Origin of the sequence: Pseudomonas sp. FH4 (assembly GCF_000510915.2) — a bacterium.
In the GTDB taxonomy this organism is placed as follows: domain Bacteria; phylum Pseudomonadota; class Gammaproteobacteria; order Pseudomonadales; family Pseudomonadaceae; genus Aquipseudomonas; species Aquipseudomonas brenneri.
Genome location: NZ_AOHN01000035.1, coordinates 58252 through 78215 on the forward strand (window position 1 = coordinate 58252; position 19964 = coordinate 78215).

Here is a 19964-nt window from a genome sequence, read left to right on the forward strand (position 1 = left end):
GAGTTGGTTGAGGCCTTGTTGGCCGCCGTTCCCGTCGATGGCTCAAGTATTGGCAATCAGTCGCTGCTAGAGTGGCTCAAAATTCAGTTTCCCCATCTAACTGATGAGTTTTACTGGGAAACACGTGACGCGCTGATTGATCAACGGTTGCTGCAGGCCGGGAAACTGCCAAGCGGCACACCGACAACCATCGCTAGCGTCAGACCGGCGAACATCGCTGCGATGGCTTTACTTGATTGTCCCTTCGGCGCCAGGCTGGCGGCGACGGTGGCACCGATAGCGAAAAAACTGCCATGCGCGAGTGCTGTCACAACGCGTCCTGCCAACAGCGAGGGATAGTCGGTGGACAGTGCCGCCAGCAGGTTCCCGCCCAGAAATAGAGCAATCAGCGTCAACAACACCGGTTTTCGCGGCAGACGTGCCAAAGCCAGCACCGTCAATGGCGTACCTATGGCCAGCGCCAGTGCGTACAACCCGACCAGGCTGCCGGCCCGCGCCAGTGGTACGTCGAGGTCAGAGGCGATAGCTGGAAGAATGCCCACGACAATAAACTCAGCCATACCGATAGCGAAGGCTGTCACCGCCAATGCCAGCACGCCTGGATGAATGCGTTGCTTTGACTGATTCATGGACGACCTGCGGCCTGCAGGGCGATCACCTGATCGGCCTCGACGGTGGCACCGGCGACGCCTACGGCACCGATGGCCTTGCCCTGGTCATCGTGCAACACCACGCCGCCACCAAAGCTGATCAGCCCACCGTTGGTGGCTTCCAGCGAGTAGATGGCTCCACCGGGTTGTGCTTCCACACCCAATTGCGCACTGTCGGCGCGGAACAATGCCGCAGTGCGCGCTTTTTTCAGCGAAACGTCGATGGCGCCTGGTACGGCGCCATCCATACGGACGAAGTGGCGCAGAAGTCCGGCATCGTCGACCACGCTGATGCAAACGGCGAAGCCTTGATCACGCGCCAGCGCTTTTGCACGGTTGATCACTTCCAGGGACAGTTGCTCAAACATTCGGGACTCCATTGAGTAAAACGACAGAGCCCCAATGATCCCGATGATTGCTTTTCAGGGGAATATGCGCCAGGCCATTGACGACTAAAGTTTGAGCATGTCGAACATTTCTCGCATGGCTTGGGCAGCCATCTTGTGCAGCGCATTTTTGGGCAAGCGTGATGCCGGTGCCGCTACGCCGAGTGCCGCGACTACCCGACCTTGCAAGCGCAGGGGTAGCGCTACGCAATTGAGCCCGGCCTCGGCTTCTTCCAGGTCCAATGCATAGCCATCTGTGACGATGCTGGCCAATTCATTCTCCAGTTCCATCGGTAGCAATTGCGCTCGGCGCAAACTGCGGCGCAAGTCTTCGTCGAATGCCAGGAATATCTTGCCAATGGCCGAAGTGGTCAGTCCCGCGCGGCGCCCGCGCGGACTGGCAACGCGCAGGCTGCCGGTACCTTCAAGGGCGTCCATGTAGAAGTATGCGCGAGTGCCGCAAGGTGCCGCGAGAAAACAGGTTTCGCCAGTACGTTCAGCTAGCGTGCGTAGCGCAGGGGCGAAGGCTTCGCGCAGTAACGCATCAGCGTCGTTCAACGGCTGCGCGATCTCCCGCAAACGTAAGCCCAGGGCGTAGTGAGTGCCGCGACGGGCGATGTAGCCCATGGCGGCCAGGGTATTGAGCAATCCGTGCAAGGTACTTTTGTGCAAGCCCGATTGCGCCGCAAGGTCTACCAAGCGGATTTCGCCATCTGCCGCCGCGATGGTCTCAAGAATCATCATCGCGCGTTCGACGGACTGTATGCCTTTGTTCTCGTTGATCATGTGAGGGACGTTCGTTGGCCTGTAATGAGTCTGAGGTCCACGAGGCGCAGTGCCTCGTGGTTCGGCGAAAGCCCGGATATCAGGTTTTCACAGGTTCTTGAAGCACGGACGCGCCACGACTGCCCATGAGCCGCATGATTATCCATGCGGTCAGGTAAGAGCTCGCGCACACCATGAAAATCAGGTTATAGCCGAGGGTGAGATTCTCCATTGTTTTGTAGTGTTCCAGAACCAGGCCGACGATGAATGGAAAGATCATCCCGCCCACAGATCCCGCCGTGCCACCGATGCCCATGACCGAGGCGACCTGCGAGCGTGGGAAATTGTCCGCCACGGTGGTGAACAGGTTGGCTGACCATCCCTGATGCGCAGCCGCCGCCAGGCTCAGCAGACCGACCATGACCCACATGTTGTCGACGTAGCTTGAGAATCCAATCGGTAAAACCAAAACCGCCATGATCAGCATTGCGCTGTTGCGAGCTTTTCGTGTCGACCACCCGGCGCTGATCATTCTCGACGATATCCAGCCACCCCCCACACTGCCGATGGATGTTGCGCAGTAGACGATCATCAGCGGCAGGCCGAGGTGTTTGAGGTCGAGTTCGAAGCGACTGGAGAAGTAGGACGGCAACCAGAACAACATGAACCACCAGATCGGATCGGTGAGGAACTTGCCGGTGACGAACACCCAGGTCGTGCGCAGCTTCAGCAGATCGCCCCATTTGACCTTGTCGACGGGTTCAACCTGAGCACCCTGATTGATGTAGGCCAGTTCGCCGGCACTGATCCGTGGGTGTGCGGTGGGGGAGTGGTAAAAAATCTTCCAGAAAACCAGCCAGACAAAACCGGTCAGGCCGGTAATGACAAACGCCGACTCCCAACCATAAGTGTCGGCGAGCCAGGGCACGCAGGCGGGTGCCAGAATCGCCCCGACGCTGGTCCCGGAGGTGAGAATGCCGACCGCCAAGGCCCGCTCTTTTTTCGGGAACCACTCGGACACGGCTTTGATCGCCGCCGGGAAGTTGCCGGATTCCCCAAGTCCCAGCAACGCCCGCATGTACATGAAGCTCAAGGTGGAGTGCGCCGCGGCATGGCCGATCGCCGCGATGCTCCAGACCGTGATGCACAAGCCATAACCGAGCTTGGTGCCCAGACGGTCGATCAGTTTGCCGAAGACCAGCAAGCCACCTGCGTAGCTTGCTTGAAAGACAATGACCAGATAGCTGTAGTCCGTCTCGCTCCAGTGAAACTGTTGCTCCAGCAACGGCTTGAGCAGGCCGAGCACCTGACGGTCGAGGTAATTGATGGTGGTGGCGAAAAACAACAGCGCGCAGATTTGCCAGCGGTATTGATGGGGCATAGGAGCATCTCTCTTTTTATTGTTATCGAGGGCGCAAGACGTTTAGCAGCAGCTTTGCAAACGTTCGGCGCAGGAGTGCAGGACTTCGGCCTCGTCGCGTTTCCACCAGGTATCACGGGAAAAAATTTCCACTTCGACGGCGCCGTCATAACCGGCTGCTTCAACCTGTTGGCGAATGCCGCGCAGATCAATCACGCCATCGCCCATCATGCCGCGATCGAGCAGCAGGTCCCGGGTGGGCACCAGCCAGTCGGACAGGTGCAGGCCCAGAATGCGTTTTTGCGTGCCTGCGCGTTGTATCTGCTCGTGCAGCTTGGGGTCCCACCAACAGTGGTAAACGTCCACGGCGACACCAAGGCTTTGGTAGTTTCCCGGCTCCAGCATCTCGCACAGGTCCAGTGCCTGTTCCAGCGTCGACAGGCAGGATCGGTCCGCTGCATACATCGGGTGCAGGGGTTCCAGCGCCAGTGAAACCTGATGCTGTCTGGCATGTTCAAGCAGAAGGGCCAGGCCTTCGGCCACCTGATTCCGTGCAGCCGGCAGGTCCCGGGAACCATCGGGCAAGCTGCCGACCACCATGATGAAAGACTGCGCGTGTAATTCGGCGGCTTCTTCAATGGCCCGCAAGTTGTCTGCGATGGCTGCGTCGAATCCCTGGCGCGTGGCTGCCGGAATGAAAGTGGAGCGGCAATAGGCATTGACCTTGAGTCCGGCGTCGCGCAAGTGCCGGCGAATGTGGCCGGGGGTGCGGTCCTGCATATCCCTGCGCCACGGGGCGACATAGCCAAATCCCGCGTGGGCGATGAGGTCCAGGGTCTGCTCGATGGGCAGACGATGGCCGAGGGTGGCGGTATTGATCGAACAGCGATCGAGGCGGTTTTCCAGCGAGCGGTATGACATTCAAATCTCCACGATGGCCGAGGATTCGGTTGCGGAGCGCAGCCTTTGCGGCGCTCCGCGGACAGCCTTAAGCGCCTACGCCATAGAGCCCGAGGAAGGTTTTCATCCGGGCCACGGCCAGTGCTGGGTCGCTGAGCAGTCCGGCCTGGTCGGCGAGGCGGAAAATCTCGCAGAAGTAGGGCAGGGGCCGCATGGCTTGCTGGCCACCGAGCATGATGAAGTGTTCCTGGTGGCCATTGAGGTAGGCCAGGAACACCACGCCGGTTTTGTAATACTGGGTGGGGCTGCTGAAAATCAATCGCGCCAGTGGCACGGTAGGATTGAGGAGTGCGTAGTAACGAGCCAGGTCGCCTTCGGCCAATGCCGCCAGTGCGTGGGAGGCGGCCGGTGCAATGGCATCGAAGATACCCAGCAAGGCGTGGGAAAAACCTTGCTCATCGCCGGCGATCAGTTCCGGGTAGTTGAAGTCGTCGCCGGTGTACATCTTCACCGAGTCGGGCAAACGCCGACGCAGGAGGATTTCCTTCTCTTTGTCGAGCAACGAGATTTTGATCCCTTCGACCTTGTCGGCATTCTCGTGAATGATTTCAAGGCAGGTATCCAAGGCCTCCTCATACTTCTGACTGCCCCAATAGCCTGTCAAGGCGGGGTCGAACATGTCGCCCAGCCAATGCAAAATCACCGGCTCCCGAGCATCGGACAGCACTTGGCCATAAACCTTTTTGTAGTCTTTCGGACCGTTGGCAACCTTGGCCAAGGCGCGGCTGGCCATGAGAATGATGCGCCCGTCGAGCTTATCGATTGCGTTGTGCTGTTCGTCGTATGCCTTGAGCACATCGTCAAGGCTGTTGGCATCGCTTGCTGCCAACTGGTCAGTACCGCAGCCGGAAAAAATCACTGCATGCTTGATGTCGCGGGTTTCTTCGAGCGTGCGCTGGATCAGTTCCAGCGCCGTTGGCCAATCGAGGCCCATTCCGCGCTGGGCGGTGTCCATCGCCTCTGCAATGCCTAAACCTTGCTGCAAAAGGTAACGTCGATAGTGAAGGGTTTGTTCCCAATCGATGGCGGCTTTGGTACCGGGCTGGTTCGCGCTGAACGGATCAGCGACGACGTGCGCGGCGGACAACGCGATTCGGTTGGCGGGCAAAGGCTTGGCCGGTGGCAATAGCGGCTCGCCAATCAAGGTGTATTTCTGCAGCGGACGGTCCGCGTCAGAGGTCAACAGGTCGATTGTTAAAGGCATGTGCTTGTCTCTTGGCAGATTAGAACTTCGGAATCAGCAGACCACCGTCCACCGGCACTGCTTGGCCGACGGTGTAGGGCAACCCACCCGTCGCCATGGTGGTGACGACCCGCGCGACATCTTCGGGCTGCCCCCAGCGTTTGATGGCCGTCAGGCCTTGTTCGATTTCAGTGTCGTAGCGCGCCTTGGATGGTGCTGTCATCTCGGTGGCGATCAGTCCCGGCTGCACCTCGTAGACGCCAATGCCTTCATCAGCGAGGCGTACGGCGAACAGTCGCGAAGCCATGGACAATCCGGCCTTGGAAATGCCGTACTCGCCGCGCAAGATCGAAACCGCGTGCACGTTGGACGAGGTGATGGTGATGATGCAGCGATGCAGTTCGGACGGTGTTTGCCGCCGTAAGCGTAGGGCGAACGCCTGAGTCAGGAAGAAGGTGCCCCGGGTGTTCACCTGATGACAGCGATCAAAACTTTGCGGGCTGACCTCCAGCAAGTCGCCTCGTGACAGCACCGAAACCCCGGCATTGTTGACCAGGCAAGACAGCGGGCCGATCGCTGCCTGTGCTGCGTCCAGCAGCGTTTCATGCTGCTCGATGACCGAGATGTCGCCGGCCAGCGCAACGGCGTTGGCACCCAGGTCGGCCGCCAGTCGTACGGTTTCCAGCAGAGCCTCATCGACCTGTAAATCCACCACGGCCAGATCAAAACCGGCTTGCGCCAGACCCACTGCAATGGCGCGGCCGATGCCACCGCGTGCGCCGGTGACCAGCGCGGTAGGACGCGGCATCATGTGCGTGCTCCGTGGTTGAACAGCTCGCGGGCGATGATTGTGCGCTGGATCTGGTTGGTGCCTTCATAGATCTGGGTGATCTTGGCGTCACGGTACAGACGCTCGACTTCAAAGCCACGGATAAAGCCGCTGCCGCCAAATAACTGGACGGCATTCGCGGTGTGCTCAACGGCGATGTCCGCGGCGAAACACTTGGCCATTGAACAGGCAATCGTGGCGTTGTCAGCGCGGTCCAGACGATCCGCTGCATCGAGTACCAGCAAGCGTGCTGCGCGAATGTCCTTGGCCATGTCCGCCAAAATCCACTGCAAACCCTGGTTTTCCGCAACGGGCTTGCCGAACTGTTTGCGCTGCGGCACGTACTCCAGCGCCGCTTCGAGACCTGCCTGAGCAATGCCGACGGCGAGCGAGGCGATGCCGACCCGACCTTTGTCCAGAGCGCTCATCATGATGTGGAAACCACGGCCTTCCACGCCGAGCAGGGCGTCGGATGGCAATTCGACGTTATCGAAGTTCAAGCCGCCGACCTGCGACGCGCGTTGCCCCATCTTGTGTTCTTTGGGGCCTTTGGAGACGCCCGGCAGATGGCAATCAACAATGAAAATGCTCATACCGCGCTTGCCTGCTTCCGGGTCGGTGCGCGCCAGGACGAACGCCAGATCCGCCACTGGCGCGTTGTGAATCCACAACTTCGAACCGTTGAGCAACCAACCTTTCTCCGTGCGAACCGCCGTGGTGCGGATACCCGACACATCTGAACCGGCTTCCGCCTCGGTGATGCAGTACGCCGGATGTTTCTGTGCGCTCAGCAGTGGCGGCAGGAAACGCTCTCGCTGCTCGGCGCTGCCGTGAACCGACAGCAAAGTGCCAATGAGTTCCAGCAGGCCGCACTGGTCGGCGACCGAGGCATAGCCGCGCGACAACTCTTCCATCACCAGCGCGTAGGCGGTGGTGTCGAGGCCAGTGCCGCCGAACGCCTCGGGCACGGTGATGCCGAACAGGCCCAGTTCACCCATTTGGCGGTACAGCGCGGCGGGAAAACTTTCGTCGTGATCGAGTTTTTCGGCCAGCGGACGGATCTCCTGGTCGGAAAAACGGCGGGCGACGTCACGGATCTGTACGTGCGTTTCAGAAAGCTGCATTGTTTTTTTCCTTTCTGTTGCGCGATGGGAAAGACCTTCATCGCTTGGGTTGTGTTCTTTTTTTAGCTGGATTAAAGTGAGTTTAAGTAACCAACCGGTTATTTATTTAATGCGTCATTTTGGAAAGCGTCAAGCGCTCTATGAAAAAATCGGGTCCGATTACAGCAAGCGTATTGATGAGGAAAAAACAATGAAAAGAAGCTGTTCATCAGCGTCAGAAGTGGCCAGCCGGATTACCGACGGGGCCACGATCGCGGTCTGTGGTTCAGGGACTCTGCTGGAACCTGACGCGCTGCTCGCAGCCATCGAGGATTCGTTTCTGCGTACCGGCCACCCCTGCGGGCTAACCGTGGTACATGCCCTGGGTATTGGTGACGGGCAGGGCAGCGGTCTGGAGCGGCTCGCTCATGAAGGTTTGGTGGCCAAGGTCATCGGCGGGCACTGGAGTTGGTCGGCAAAGATGCAAGCGCTCGCGCGCAATAACGCAATCGAGGCTTACAGCCTGCCCGCCGGTGTGATCATGAGTCTGATGCGTGAAATTGGTGCGGCGCGTCCGGGGTTGATTACCCACATCGGCCTCGGGACGTTCGCCGACCCGCTGGTTGCCGGCGGAAAATGCAACGCGCGGGCAACCGAAAGCATCGTCGAGCGCCTGGAGATTGAAGGCAAAACGTACCTGCGCTACAAGCCGTTCAAGGTCGACGTGGCGATTGTTCGCGGTAGCCTGGCTGACCCGAGCGGCAACATCTCCTTGTGCCACGAGGCGGCGGACCTGGATGCCTATGCATTGGCGCTGGCAGCCCATAACAGTGGCGGCAAGGTGTATGTGCAGGTGCGTGAACTGAGCGACAGTGCTTTTGTCCCGGCGCGACTGGTGCGGATTCCCGGTGTGCTGATCGATGAAGTGGTGGTAGTCCCCGAGCAGCGCCAGTGTGTGGCGGCGGATTACGACCCGGCCATCAGTGGCGAATGCCTTGCGCAATCGGCTGAAACCGAGAAAGCCATTCCCGACGACATTCGTCGAATCATCGCGCAACGCGCCGCTGACGAATTCATGCCCGGCATGTCCTTGAATTTCGGTTTTGGCATCCCCGGCGGCATCCCTTCATTGCTCGCTGAGCGCGGGTTGCAAGACAGCTATTGGGGCAGCATCGAGCAGGGTATTCACAACGGCCGGATGTTGGGTGGCGCGATGTTCGGCGCAGCGCGTTACCCACAAGCGATTGTTACCTCCCTTGACCAGTTTGATTTTTACAGCGGTGGCGGGGTGGACCTGGCTTTTCTCGGCATGGGCGAAATGGATAGCCAGGGTAACGTCAACGTGTCGAGTCTCGGTGGCTCGCTGGTCGGCCCTGGTGGCTTTATCGACATTACCCAGGGCGCTCGCAAAGTGGTGTTCTGCGGGGCGTTCGAGGCAAAGGGTCTGGAGGTGGCGAAGGTCGGTGGCGAGTTGCAGCTCAATCGGCTCGGTGAGGTTCCCAAGCTGGTAGAGAAGGTTCGTCATATCACCTTCAGCGGCCCGCAAGCCGTGCTTGCCGGACAAGAGGTGCTCTATGTCACGGAGCGCGCGGTGTTCAGGCTTTTACCCGAAGGCATTGAGTTGATCGAGGTCGCACAAGGCGTCGATATCCAGCGTGACGTGCTGGATCGCATGGCGTTCGCGCCGATCGTTCGCGACGTCAAAGTGGCGGAGCTGGTGTGATATTGGCCCCTTTTGGCCTGCGCTCGAGCGAAAAGGGGCGATCGGGTGCGGCACTTTCAGTCAGGGCGCAACATGCCGAGGATCGTCTGAATATTGAAGTCGATACGGGCTTGCAGCGCTTGCGGAGACATCAGATCGAAGCCGTAGATGATCTCGCCGGTAAAACGGTTGTTGAGGTAGTAGTAATTGATCGCGGCAATCGTGATGTTCAGTTGAATTGGATCAATACCTTCACGGAAAACGCCTTGTGCAACACCTCGAGTAAGAATCTCGGCGACCATCGAAACCATCGGCGCATGCATGTCGTGCATCTTTTCGCGAGAGCGCTTCAAGTGCGCGGCTTTGTGCAGGTTCTCACTGTTGACCAGGGTCAGGAAATGAGGGTTTTTCAGGTAGTACTTCCAGGTGAAGCTCACCAGTTTGCTGATCGCTTCGACCGGTTCCAGTTCTTCCAGTTTGAGCTTCCGTTCCGCTTGGCGAATGTCTTGATAAGCCAATTCAAGTACGGCTTCGAACAAGCCTTCTTTATTGCCGTAGTACTCGTAAATCATTCGTTTATTGGATTTTGCTCTCAGTGCGATGCTGTCAATGCGGGCACCGCCAAGCCCCAACTTGGCAAATTCGATTTTTGCCGCGTTAAGAATTCTCAGGCGCGTGGCATCGGAATCGCGAGTAGGGCGCGTCGATGTGTCGTCGGTAGGTTTCGTGGGCATTTAAAACGCTCTCCAGAGCATAGGTGTTGTTACTCATTACGCGGATATTGCGTGCCACGGCGGTAGGGCGATGAGCTTAGCCGTAGGGCATATGGCTGACAAATAAAGCTTAGCTTGAGGCTTGCATGTAAACAACTGGTTAGTTATATATTTGGCTGGCGGTTTATCTGCTCCGTTTTTTGAGCATCAACTGCCTGAATCGAACGCTGTACAGAGGACGTTTTTGTGAATAACAACAATGGCAACACCCGGATTCATCAACTGCCAACTGAACCGCGCCACTTTGACATGTTCATTGACGGGCAATGGACGCAGGGCTCGGCACTCAAGCAGGTAACGCGCATGAGTCCGGCGCATAATGTGCCGGTAAGCCAGTATCCATCGGGTGGCGTGGCCGATGTCGATCAGGCGGTGGCAGCCGCTCGCCGGGCGTTCGATCATGGGCTTTGGGCCAAGTCCGGGGCGGATTTTCGTGCCACGGTGCTGTTGAAAACAGCGGCATTGATTCGCCAGAACAGTGAAGAACTGGCGCTTTGCGAAACGCTCGAAACCGGAAAGCCGATCAATCAGTCTCGCGGTGAAGTACTCGGTGCAGCGGGTATCTGGGAATATGCCGCAGGGCAGGCCAGAGCATTGCACGGTGATTCGTTCAACAATCTGGGCGATAACCTGCTTGGGTTGGTGACCCGTGAGCCGGTGGGTGTGGTGGGTTTGATTACGCCGTGGAATTTCCCATTCTTCATCCTCGCGGAGCGGTTGCCCTTCATTCTCGCCTCCGGTTGCACTGTGGTTGTAAAGCCCAGTGAGCTGACTTCAGGCACCACGTTGATGCTGGCAGGCCTGCTGAAACAGGCCGGTCTGCCCGACGGCGTCGTTAACGTGCTGACCGGACCGGGCTCGGTGGTGGGGCAGGCGATTTCTGAACACACAGACATCGATATGGTGTCCTTTACTGGCTCCACGGAAGTTGGACGCCTGACCATGGCTGCCGCCGCGGGCAACATGAAAAAAATTGGTCTGGAACTGGGCGGCAAGAATCCGCAGGTCGTCTTCGCCGATGCCGATCTGGATGCGGCGGCAGATGCAATTGTCTTCGGCATTTGCTTCAACGCCGGTCAATGTTGTGTCAGTGGCAGCCGCGTGGTGGTCCATCGCTCCGTTGAACAGCTGTTGACCGAAAAAATATGCTCGTTGATGGCAAAAGTGCGGATCGGCGATCCGTTGTCAGAATCGACGCAGGTCGGTTCGATTACCGAGCAGCGTCATATTGAACGAATCCTGGGGTACATCGAGCAAGGCCGCAAAGAAGGTGCCGTACTGGTTCAGGGGGGCGCCCGGATCGATTCTGCGCAAGGGATGTACCTGCAGCCGACGGTCTTCAGTGAGGTGACTGCGGACATGGTCATTGCCCGCGAAGAGATCTTTGGCCCGGTGCTGACCATTACCGCGTTTGACGAATTCGACGAAGCCATACGCCTGGCCAACGACACGCCTTTCGGCTTGGCGGCGAGTATCTGGAGTCGCGACCTGGAAACTTCATTACAAGCGACGCGGCAAATCAAGGCGGGTCGGGTGTGGGTCAATACCACCATTGCCGGTGGTCCGGAATTGCCTTCTGGCGGCTTCAAGCAATCGGGTATCGGGCGGGAAACCGGTCGCTATGGGGTTGAGGAATACACTGAACTCAAGTCTGTCCACGTACAGCTGGGAGAGCGCCCGCGCTGGGTTGAAGTCTGAATTGTGTCAGTACAAAAATAAGACTGGAGACAACAAAATGTACGATTTCGTCATTATCGGCGGTGGTTCGGCCGGCTGCGTACTGGCTGCGCGGTTGAGCGAGCCGGCTGATGTTCGGGTACTGCTGCTGGAAGCCGGGCCTGCCGACACCAATCCTTACATTCATATGCCGGTCGGCTTTTTCAAGATGACGGGTGGCCCCCTGACCTGGGGCTATGACACGGTGGCGCAGGGTGATATCCAGAATCGCTCGATTCTCTTTCCTCAGGGGCGGGTCCTGGGCGGAGGTGGCTCGATCAACGCGATGGTCTATACCCGAGGCAACGCCAAGGACTACGACGATTGGGAGCAGGAGGAGGGCTGTCGTGGCTGGTCTTACCGCGATGTGTTGCCTTACTTCCGCAAGGCTGAGGACAACGAACGGTTTTCCAATGAATACCACGGCACCGACGGGCCCTTGGGCGTATCCGATCTGATCACTGTTAATGAAGTGACGAAGGCGTTTATCCGTTCTGCCCAGGAGGCTGGTATTCCGCATAACGCCGACTTCAATGGTGGCAAACAAGAAGGATGCGGCACCTATCAAGTGACACAACGTGGTGGACGCCGCTGCAGCGCAGCACAAGGCTATCTGAGCAAGATTCGCAATCGACCCAATCTGACCATTCAGACCGAGTGCCTGGTCACACGGATTCGTATCGAAAACGGTCAGGCCACGGGTGTGGAGTATGTTCAAGGCAGCGGTTCACGGGAGGTGAAGTTCGCCGCGGCCGAGCGCGAAGTAGTGGTCGCTGCAGGCGCTATCGGTTCACCGAAAATTCTGATGCTATCAGGTGTCGGTCCGGCTCAGGAACTGACAAGTTTGGGTATTGCTGTCCAGCAGGATTTACCGGGTGTTGGGCAGAACCTGCAAGACCATTTCGACATCGATATCGTGTATGAGCTCAAGGGCTCGCAAAGCCTGGACAAGTACGCCAAACCGCACATGATGCTGATGGCCGGGCTGGAATATAAGCTGTTCAACAAAGGCCCCGTGACCTCGAACATCGCTGAGGCGGGCGCTTTCTGGTACGGCGACTCGCGCTCCACGACGCCTGATCTGCAGTTTCACTTTTTGCCGGGGGCCGGCGTTGAGGCCGGTATTCCACCCGTTCCTTCGGGTTCTGGCTGTACGCTGAATTCCTATTTTCTGCGCCCTCGCAGTCGCGGCAGTGTCCGGCTGCGCAGCGCGGATCCGCTGCAATCGCCATTGATCGATCCCAACTACGTCAGTGACCCCTATGACCTGCATGTGTCGGTTGAAGGTATCAAGCTGAGCCGTGAAATCATGTCCCAGCATTCCTTGAGCCGGTACCTCAAGTCCGAGCATTTTCCAGGCACTAGCGTGCGCACCCAGACGGACTACGAAGACTATGCACGGCGCTGCGGCAGAACCGGTTATCACCCCGTCGGCACCTGCAAGATGGGTGTCGACGAGATGGCTGTGGTCGACCCGCAGTTGCGGGTGCGCGGTGTGCAGCGCCTGCGTGTGATCGACTCTTCAGTGATGCCACGACTGATCAGTGCCAACACCAATGCACCGTCGATCATGATTGCCGAGAAAGGTGCCGATCTGCTGCTGGGCCGCACGCTGACACCGTCCGAGGTGCAGACCAGGATCGGTCGTCAATCCCACGATCAAACCGTATAAGGCGCGGGTTCCCCTGCATCGATCGCTGTTTTTGATGCACGGGAGCTTCATCGCAATCGACCATCCGTAGATTTTTTGACCCTGTCCAATTCCTGAGGATTGCATCCTCGCTGCAATAGATTTATAAATAACTAGTTGGTTACTAAAAAATACAATAAAGCGCTAATCACCCGGTGAAGCGCCCCCGGAGGTCACATGAATAACAACAATGAAAATGATCCAGCCCGTCTCCTTGAATTGAGCCGGCGCAAGCTGCTGATGGGTGCCGCCAGCCTGGCTGGAGCCGGTGCGGTGGCGAGTTTGTTTCCCACGATGCTGTGGGCACAGACGACGCTGACCTTTTCCAACTCCTTCCGTTCGCTGACCAATCCCTACCACGCCATTTTCAATCGGGGTGGTGAAGCCTATGCCGCCAGCCAAAAGCTGCCGTATTCCCCGCTGGTGACCGAAGGCAACAGCCAGAAGGGCATTGCCGACATTCGCGCGTTAATCGCCAAGACGGACGGGAACCTGATTCTCAACGTTGAACCGAACGATTCCGCCGACGCCCGCGTGATCATCGAGCAATGCGTCAAGGCTGGCGTATACGTCACGACCATCTGGAACAAACCGGATGACATGCATCCCTGGGATTACAGCCCGTACTGGGTGGCACATATGGCCGAGGATGGCCAGGCCGTGGGTGAGGCGGTGGCCACTGAGCTGTTCGAAGCGATGGGTGGCAAGGGTGGCATCGTCGGCTTGGGCGGCATCTTCAGTAACGTTGCATCGATCGGGCGCCGCAGCGGTCTCGACGCCGCATTGAAAAAATACCCTGACATCAAACTGCTGGATTTCCAGGCGGCCGACTGGAGCGCAAACAAAGCGTTTCCGATCGTACAGTCCTGGCTGACGCGTTTTGGCAGCGAGATCAAGGGCATCTGGTGCGCCAATGACGACATGGGCATGGGCGCACTGGAAGCCTTGCGGGGCGAAGGGTTGGCAGGTGCGATTCCAGTGGTGGGTATCGATGCAATCGAACAGGCAGTCGACGCCATTCGTACCGGTGAATACATCGCAACCTCCAACCTGGATCCGTACTGGCTCGGCAGCATGGGGTTGGCGCTGGCGCATGCGGCCAAGACCGGACAGTTCGATCCGGCCAAAGAACCTCACGAGCACCGCGAATTCTATGTTCGTCCGCAGTTGATCACGAAGAAGAATGTCGAAGCTTTTTACGCGGCGAACTTCAAGGCGACACCTGCACTGGATGTCAGCGATTTCTGGGGCCGAATTGCCGGGCCTATTCGCTACAACTCTTAACCATTCAGTCGCGGTCTTTCCTGTTTCTGCCGCTCCCTCGACCTGTTGGTGTAGTGGTGCATGAACGCTTATTCAATGCCTGTTTCTGGAGTTATCGTCATGGTCCGCCTGCGACGGTTTTCATCGTTTATTGTCCTGCTGCTCATCGGCTTGCTTATCGGTTCGGTCAATCCGGTTTTTTTTGACCCGATGAACCTGGCGCGAATCGCCACCACGTCTTCAATCCCGCTGCTAATGGCGCTGGGTGGAATGTTTGTCATTCAGATGGGAAGCATCGATCTTTCTGTTGAAGGGGTTGTCGCGGTCTCGGCAGTTTGTCTCGCCTTGCTGATCGGCAACACAGTCAACGCCCATGCCATCGGTTTTTGGGCTCTGCCAATAGCCATCCTGGTTGGTGCGTTGACCGGTCTCATCAACGGGCTGCTGCAAGTCAAAATGCGCATTCCTTCGTTCATGGCCACGCTGGGCGTCGGCTTCATTGGTATTGGCCTTGCGACCGCTTTGCTTGAAGGCAACACCGTGCGGGTGCTGGACATGGACATCCGGGCGATTGCCTTGCATCGTTTGATGGGATTGCCAATGTCGGTCTGGATCGTGGTGCTGGCGCTGGGTGTCGCTCACTTCATTTCCCGGCACACGGTTCTGGGGCGACACGCGCTGGCCATTGGCGGCGGGGAGGATCTGGCGCGACTCAATGGCATCAACGTCAACCGTACGCGGATTACCATTTTTGCCTTGGCTGGTGCTTTTTATGGGTTGGCGGCGATCCTTGCCGTGGCTCAGTTCGGGCAAGGGCATGCATTGATTGCGCAAGGCCAACTGTTCACGGCGATCACAGCAATTGTCGTTGGCGGTGCCTCATTGGCCGGCGGTAATGGCAGCCCGGTGGGAACGTTGCTGGGGGTGCTGATCGTAGTGGTGGTCAGCAACGGCATGGTGTTGATGGGTGTTGCCCCTTACGTCCAGCAAGGTGTGCAGGGCGTGCTGATCATTGCCGCTGTAGCCATCGCCCTCGACCGTGCGAAAGCACGCGTCGTCAAGTGAGGAGGTCCCATGCTCACGCTCAATAATGTCAGTAAGCGGTTCAACGGCATCACGGTACTGAAGAACATTTCGCTCGAGGTGCGCAAGCATGAAGTTGTCGGGCTGATCGGCGAAAACGGTGCGGGTAAATCGACGCTGATGAAGATTCTCACCGGTGTCTACCAACCGGATGAAGGTCATCTGGAACTCGACGGTTCGCCAATACTGCTCGATGGACCGCGTGGGGCTACCGCCAACGGCATCGCGATGGTGTACCAGGAGCAATCGATCCTGCTCAACCTATCGGTCGCTGAAAACCTGTTCATGGGCCGCGAGGACGAGTTCTCGCGCTTCGGTTGCCTGAACTGGAAAACACTGCACAAGGCTGCTCGCCTGCAATTGGCCAAAGTCAATCTGGATATCGACCCGGGTGTGTTGTGCAGTGAGTTGAGTTTTGGTCAGCGCCAGATGATTGAGCTGGCTAAAGCCCTGGCGCTGGAAGAGCGTACTGATGGCCACTTGATCATCCTGCTGGATGAGCCGACCTCGGCCCTCGAGCAAAAGGAAATCGATACGTTGTTCCGCCTGGTGCGGCAACTCAAGTCCCGTGCTTCGTTCATCTTTGTCTCGCATCGACTGGACGAATTACTCGACCTCAGCGACCGGGTCTATGTCATGAAAGACGGGGAAGTGGTGGCGCAAATGGACGCCGCCGAGGCGTCAAAAGACCGTTTGCACACCTTGATGGTCGGCCGTTCGCTGCATGCTGAGTTTTACCGTGAGTCGCTCCAGCAGCCGTGCTTGCCCGAGGTGGTGATGTCGGCCCGAGAGTTGGCGCTCGATGGCAGTTTTTCTAGCCTGGATTTCGATTTGCATCGTGGAGAAGTGCTGGGCATTGCCGGGGTCATCGGCTCGGGCCGTGAGGAGTTGTGTCGGGTGCTGGCCGGTTTGATACCTAAAAGCCGCGGTGAAATCCAGGTGCAAGGCCGGCGCCTGGGCACTGGAGGTCCGGGGGCAGCAATTCGTGCCGGGATTGGCTACATCCCCCGCGAACGTAAGGTTGAAGGCATCGTTTCGATGCTTAGCGTGGCGCAGAACATGACCCTGGCGCGCATCGGCCAAGTGACCTCGCTCGGACTGCTTGATGAGCGCAAAGAGCGATCGATAGCCGAAGACTGGATCAAGCGCCTGAGCATTAAAACCCCGGGGCCCGATGCATTGCTGCTCAATCTGAGTGGCGGCAACCAGCAAAAAGTGGTGTTGGCCAAGTGGCGTAATGCGGGTTCGACGATTCTGATTCTCGATCACCCGACTCGTGGGCTGGATGTGGGGGCCAAGGAAGACGTTTACCAGTTGATCCGCGAGATCACCCGTCAGGGCGTCTCGGTGATTCTGACCGCCGATACCCTGGAGGAAATGATTGGGCTCAGTCACCGGATTCTGGTTATGCGTGATGGTGAAGTTGCTCAGTCTTTCGACTGCCTGCCCGGCTCCAAGCCGCAGCAAGTAGACCTGATCAAGTACATGGTTTGAGAGAGTACAAAAATGCCTATTTCCCTTAGCGGATTTCGCAGTCAGGCGCCTTTGCTCGCCTTGATTGTCCTGGTTGCCTTGATCGGTGGATATGACCCTGGATTCATTCATCCCGGCGCTGTTCTTGGCCTGCTCGCCGACACCTCGACACTGTTTGTGATGGCGACTGGCATTACTTTTGTTTTGCTGATCGGTGGTATTGATCTGTCTTCACAGGCCGTGGCATCCATGGCCAGCGTGATCGTCGCACTGTTGTTGCCGGCCTACGGATTCTGGGCTTTTCCGATTGGCCTGGGCTTGGGCATCGTTACCGGCGCACTCAGTGGGTTGTTGCATACGTGGCTGCGGCTTCCTTCGTTCATCGTCACCCTGGCGGTCGGCGGTGTCGTTACCAGCGTCACCATGCTCGCTTCGAACAACCGGTCGATCAATATCGATGCTGCAGAGCGCGATGCCTGGTTTGGCTGGGTCACTGGCCATACTGGCGGAATTCCCAATGAAGTCTGCGTGGCCTTTGTTGTGTTCATGTTGTGCATTTTCCTGCACCGCAAGACGCCTTTCGGCCGATTTGGCAATGCCATTGGGGCGGGTGAGCCTGCTGCCTGGGCGTCAGGTATCAATGTCAATCGCATCAAGATCATGACCTTCGCCATCTCGGCGGGTCTGGCAGCTTTGTCCGGAATCATCATGGCCGGACGGCTGTCCAGCGGTTCGCCCACTTTGGCCAATGAATTCCTGCTACCAGCAATCGCGGCGGTACTGGTTGGGGGGACGGCATTGACCGGTGGTGTGGGTGGTGTCTGGCGAACGCTGATCGGCGCACTGCTGGTTTCCGTCGTGCGGATCGGCATGACGTTCGTGGGTGTCAGCGTGTTTGCCCAACAGATCGTTTTCGGCGTGATCCTTATCATCGCTGTGGCGTTCACCATCGATCGTTCGAAGCTTCCCGTCGTCAAGTAAGACATCCCGTTGGGCTTATCGCCCCGCATCAAGAAAACCAGTTTCCACTACGGCTCGCGAGGGCCGTGGCGGATCCCGACATGACTTGAAAGGTTGAATCACCATGGACAAAAACACTGAACACGACATGCAAGCCATTGTTTGCCACGGCCCGAATGACTACCGTCTGGAGCTTATCGGCAAACCGAAAGCCAAACCCTGCGAACTGGTGATCCGCATCACCGCCTGCGGTATCTGTGCCAGTGACTGCAAGTGTCATTCGGGCGCGGCATTGTTCTGGGGCGGCGGCGACCCGTGGGTCAAGGCACCGGTGGTGCCGGGTCACGAGTTCTTCGGTTATGTGGTCGAAGCCGGCGAGGGCGCTGAGGAGCATTTCGATGTGGTGGTGGGCGACAAGGTCATCGCCGAACAAATCGTGCCGTGCGACAAGTGCCGCTTCTGCAAGTCTGGCAAATACTGGATGTGTGAAGTGCACAACATCTTCGGCTTCCAGCGCGAAGTGGCCGAAGGCGGCATGGCTCAGTACATGCGTATTCCAAAGACCGCCATCGTGCACAAGATCCCCGACTCGGTATCCCTGGAAGACTCCGCGCTGATCGAACCGATGTCTTGTGCCATCCACGCGGTCAACCGTGGCGAGATCCAGCTCGACGACGTGCTGGTGATCGCCGGAGCCGGTACCTTGGGCCTGTGTATGGTGCAAGTGGCCAGGCTCAAGACCCCGAAAAAGCTGGTGGTGATCGACATGGTCGACGAGCGCCTGGAACTGGCCAGGCAGTTAGGTGCCGACGTGGTGATCAACCCGTCCCGTGAAGACGCGAAGGCCATCATCCATAGCCTCACCGATAACTATGGCTGTGACGTTTACATTGAAACCACGGGGGTACCGGTCGGCGTGACCCAGGGGCTGGACCTGATCCGCAAGCTCGGGCGTTTTGTCGAGTTCAGCGTGTTCGGTACCGAAATTACCGCGGACTGGTCGATCATCGGCGACCGCAAGGAGCTGGATGTGCGGGGGGGCGCACCTTGGGCCGTATTGCTACCCGGTGGCCATCGACCTGTTCGCGCGTGGCCTGTTGACGTCAAAGGGCATCGTCACCCATGACTTTGCGCTGGAAAACTGGGAAGAAGCTTTTGCCATGGCCGACTCGGTGAAGTCGATCAAGGTCCTGTTGAAGCCGGGCCAGTGAAGCGAGGGCAACGCGACCCAGTTTGGCTGGGCGCTCGTTGATTATCTGCGACTGTATTCGGTCTTGAAACTGACTCTGTAAAAAACGGTGGAAACAACAATGAAACTCCTCGTGTCAATCAAACGCGTGGTCGACTACAACGTCAAGGTCCGCGTCAAAGCGGATAACTCCGGCGTCGATCTCGCTAACGTGAAGATGTCGATGAACCCTTTCTGCGAAATCGCAGTGGAAGAAGCCGTACGCCTGAAAGAGAAAGGTGTTGCGACTGAAATCGTCGTCGTCTCCATCGGCCCGTCCACCGCTCAAGAGCAACTGCGCACCGCGCTGGCTCTGGGTGCCGACCGCGCCATCCTCGTCGAATCCGCCGAAGACCTGACTTCCCTGGCCATTGCCAAGTTGTTGAAAGCTGTTGTCGACAAGGAACAGCCGCAGTTGGTGATCCTGGGCAAACAAGCGATCGACAGCGACAACAACCAGACTGGCCAGATGCTCGCTACATTGAGCAGCTACGGTCAGGGCACCTTCGCTTCGAAAGTCGAAGTGTCTGGCGATAGCGTTGCCGTGACGCGTGAAATCGACGGCGGCGCGCAGACAGTTTCCCTGAAACTGCCAGCTATCGTCACCACCGACCTGCGTTTGAACGAGCCGCGTTATGCGTCCCTGCCAAACATCATGAAAGCCAAGAAGAAGCCGCTTGAAGTGCTGACTCCGGATGCTTTGGGCGTTTCCACCGCCTCCACCAACAAGACCCTGAAAGTCGAAGCGCCGGCTGCACGCCGCGCGGGTATCAAGGTCAAGTCGGTGGCTGAACTGGTCGAGAAACTGAAAAACGAAGCGAAGGTGCTTTGAGTTAAGGA

The 19964-nt window shown here is 57.9% G+C and carries 17 protein-coding genes and 1 pseudogene; 9 read left to right on the plus strand and 9 right to left on the minus strand.

Annotated features, from left to right (window positions below; all coding sequences use genetic code 11):
- Window positions 1–140: 140 nt before the first annotated feature.
- From H097_RS23720 to H097_RS23755, 8 genes are all read right to left on the minus strand, one after another.
- Window positions 141–629, minus strand: coding sequence for an MFS transporter (locus H097_RS23720; RefSeq protein WP_241495441.1), 489 nt, complete (start codon window positions 627–629; stop codon window positions 141–143).
- Entirely contained in the window at window positions 626–1018 is a 393-nt protein-coding gene (locus H097_RS23725; protein ID WP_032862852.1) for a heme-binding protein, read from the minus strand. The genes H097_RS23720 and H097_RS23725 overlap by 4 nt, the downstream gene beginning before the upstream one ends.
- A gap of 84 nt (window positions 1019–1102) precedes the next feature.
- Window positions 1103–1822 (minus strand): IclR family transcriptional regulator, encoded by a 720-nt coding sequence (locus H097_RS23730; RefSeq protein ID WP_032862853.1) that lies wholly within the window; start codon window positions 1820–1822, stop codon window positions 1103–1105.
- A 79-nt stretch (window positions 1823–1901) separates the two neighbouring features.
- The gene (locus H097_RS23735; RefSeq protein WP_032862854.1) at window positions 1902–3182 is read right to left on the minus strand and encodes an MFS transporter; all 1281 of its coding nucleotides are present in this window, start codon (window positions 3180–3182) and stop codon (window positions 1902–1904) included.
- A 42-nt stretch (window positions 3183–3224) separates the two neighbouring features.
- On the minus strand, window positions 3225–4082 hold the full coding sequence (locus tag H097_RS23740; RefSeq protein ID WP_032862855.1) for a sugar phosphate isomerase/epimerase family protein: 858 nt from the start codon (window positions 4080–4082) through the stop codon (window positions 3225–3227).
- Window positions 4083–4149: 67 nt separating this feature from the next.
- A complete protein-coding gene (locus H097_RS23745) occupies window positions 4150–5325 on the minus strand; it encodes a dihydrodipicolinate synthase family protein (RefSeq protein ID WP_032862856.1) in 1176 nt (391 codons plus the stop codon).
- A 19-nt stretch (window positions 5326–5344) separates the two neighbouring features.
- The gene (locus H097_RS23750) at window positions 5345–6115 is read right to left on the minus strand and encodes a 3-ketoacyl-ACP reductase (RefSeq protein ID WP_032862859.1); all 771 of its coding nucleotides are present in this window, start codon (window positions 6113–6115) and stop codon (window positions 5345–5347) included.
- On the minus strand, window positions 6112–7257 hold the full coding sequence (locus H097_RS23755; RefSeq protein WP_032862860.1) for an acyl-CoA dehydrogenase family protein: 1146 nt from the start codon (window positions 7255–7257) through the stop codon (window positions 6112–6114). The genes H097_RS23750 and H097_RS23755 overlap by 4 nt, the downstream gene beginning before the upstream one ends.
- 190 nt (window positions 7258–7447) lie before the next feature.
- Between H097_RS23755 and H097_RS23760 the strand changes: the two genes are divergently transcribed.
- Window positions 7448–8959, plus strand: a complete 1512-nt coding sequence (locus H097_RS23760; protein ID WP_032862862.1) for a CoA-transferase — start codon at window positions 7448–7450, stop codon at window positions 8957–8959.
- A gap of 56 nt (window positions 8960–9015) precedes the next feature.
- Here the strand turns inward: H097_RS23760 and H097_RS23765 are convergent, their stop codons facing one another.
- Entirely contained in the window at window positions 9016–9672 is a 657-nt protein-coding gene (locus H097_RS23765; protein WP_032862863.1) for a TetR/AcrR family transcriptional regulator, read from the minus strand.
- A gap of 225 nt (window positions 9673–9897) precedes the next feature.
- Here H097_RS23765 and H097_RS23770 point away from each other — a divergent pair, with 225 nt between their 5' ends.
- From H097_RS23770 to H097_RS23805, 8 genes and pseudogenes are all read left to right on the plus strand, one after another.
- Complete coding sequence (locus H097_RS23770) at window positions 9898–11409, plus strand: aldehyde dehydrogenase family protein (protein ID WP_032862865.1); 1512 nt, start codon at window positions 9898–9900, stop codon at window positions 11407–11409.
- Window positions 11410–11446: 37 nt separating this feature from the next.
- Entirely contained in the window at window positions 11447–13099 is a 1653-nt protein-coding gene (locus H097_RS23775) for a choline dehydrogenase (protein WP_032862867.1), read from the plus strand.
- Between the two features lie 195 nt (window positions 13100–13294).
- Window positions 13295–14401, plus strand: a complete 1107-nt coding sequence (locus tag H097_RS23780; RefSeq protein WP_032862868.1) for a sugar ABC transporter substrate-binding protein — start codon at window positions 13295–13297, stop codon at window positions 14399–14401.
- Between the two features lie 60 nt (window positions 14402–14461).
- Complete coding sequence (locus tag H097_RS23785; protein ID WP_241495442.1) at window positions 14462–15445, plus strand: ABC transporter permease; 984 nt, start codon at window positions 14462–14464, stop codon at window positions 15443–15445.
- 9 nt (window positions 15446–15454) lie between these two features.
- A complete protein-coding gene (locus H097_RS23790; protein ID WP_032862870.1) occupies window positions 15455–16957 on the plus strand; it encodes a sugar ABC transporter ATP-binding protein in 1503 nt (500 codons plus the stop codon).
- Window positions 16958–16969: 12 nt separating this feature from the next.
- Window positions 16970–17917, plus strand: a complete 948-nt coding sequence (locus H097_RS23795) for an ABC transporter permease (protein ID WP_032862871.1) — start codon at window positions 16970–16972, stop codon at window positions 17915–17917.
- A gap of 103 nt (window positions 17918–18020) precedes the next feature.
- Window positions 18021–19107, plus strand: a pseudogene (locus H097_RS23800) (alcohol dehydrogenase catalytic domain-containing protein).
- 99 nt (window positions 19108–19206) lie between these two features.
- Entirely contained in the window at window positions 19207–19956 is a 750-nt protein-coding gene (locus H097_RS23805) for an electron transfer flavoprotein subunit beta/FixA family protein (protein ID WP_032862872.1), read from the plus strand.
- Window positions 19957–19964 lie beyond the last annotated feature (8 nt).

Bases quoted from the DNA above. Each gene is read 5' to 3' on its own strand.
- H097_RS23795 (WP_032862871.1), top strand. From the start codon at position 16,970: ATGCCTATTTCCCTTAGCGGATTTCGCAGTCAGGCGCCTTTGCTCGCC.
- H097_RS23790 (WP_032862870.1), top strand. From the start codon at position 15,455: ATGCTCACGCTCAATAATGTCAGTAAGCGGTTCAACGGCATCACGGTA.
- H097_RS23725 (WP_032862852.1), bottom strand. From the start codon at position 1,018: ATGTTTGAGCAACTGTCCCTGGAAGTGATCAACCGTGCAAAAGCGCTG.
- H097_RS23760 (WP_032862862.1), top strand. From the start codon at position 7,448: ATGAAAAGAAGCTGTTCATCAGCGTCAGAAGTGGCCAGCCGGATTACC.
- H097_RS23740 (WP_032862855.1), bottom strand. From the start codon at position 4,082: ATGTCATACCGCTCGCTGGAAAACCGCCTCGATCGCTGTTCGATCAAT.
- H097_RS23765 (WP_032862863.1), bottom strand. From the start codon at position 9,672: ATGCCCACGAAACCTACCGACGACACATCGACGCGCCCTACTCGCGAT.
- H097_RS23750 (WP_032862859.1), bottom strand. From the start codon at position 6,115: ATGATGCCGCGTCCTACCGCGCTGGTCACCGGCGCACGCGGTGGCATC.
- H097_RS23780 (WP_032862868.1), top strand. From the start codon at position 13,295: ATGAATAACAACAATGAAAATGATCCAGCCCGTCTCCTTGAATTGAGC.
- H097_RS23805 (WP_032862872.1), top strand. From the start codon at position 19,207: ATGAAACTCCTCGTGTCAATCAAACGCGTGGTCGACTACAACGTCAAG.
- H097_RS23720 (WP_241495441.1), bottom strand. From the start codon at position 629: ATGAATCAGTCAAAGCAACGCATTCATCCAGGCGTGCTGGCATTGGCG.
- H097_RS23735 (WP_032862854.1), bottom strand. From the start codon at position 3,182: ATGCCCCATCAATACCGCTGGCAAATCTGCGCGCTGTTGTTTTTCGCC.
- H097_RS23745 (WP_032862856.1), bottom strand. From the start codon at position 5,325: ATGCCTTTAACAATCGACCTGTTGACCTCTGACGCGGACCGTCCGCTG.
- H097_RS23755 (WP_032862860.1), bottom strand. From the start codon at position 7,257: ATGCAGCTTTCTGAAACGCACGTACAGATCCGTGACGTCGCCCGCCGT.
- H097_RS23775 (WP_032862867.1), top strand. From the start codon at position 11,447: ATGTACGATTTCGTCATTATCGGCGGTGGTTCGGCCGGCTGCGTACTG.
- H097_RS23785 (WP_241495442.1), top strand. From the start codon at position 14,462: ATGAACGCTTATTCAATGCCTGTTTCTGGAGTTATCGTCATGGTCCGC.
- H097_RS23730 (WP_032862853.1), bottom strand. From the start codon at position 1,822: ATGATCAACGAGAACAAAGGCATACAGTCCGTCGAACGCGCGATGATG.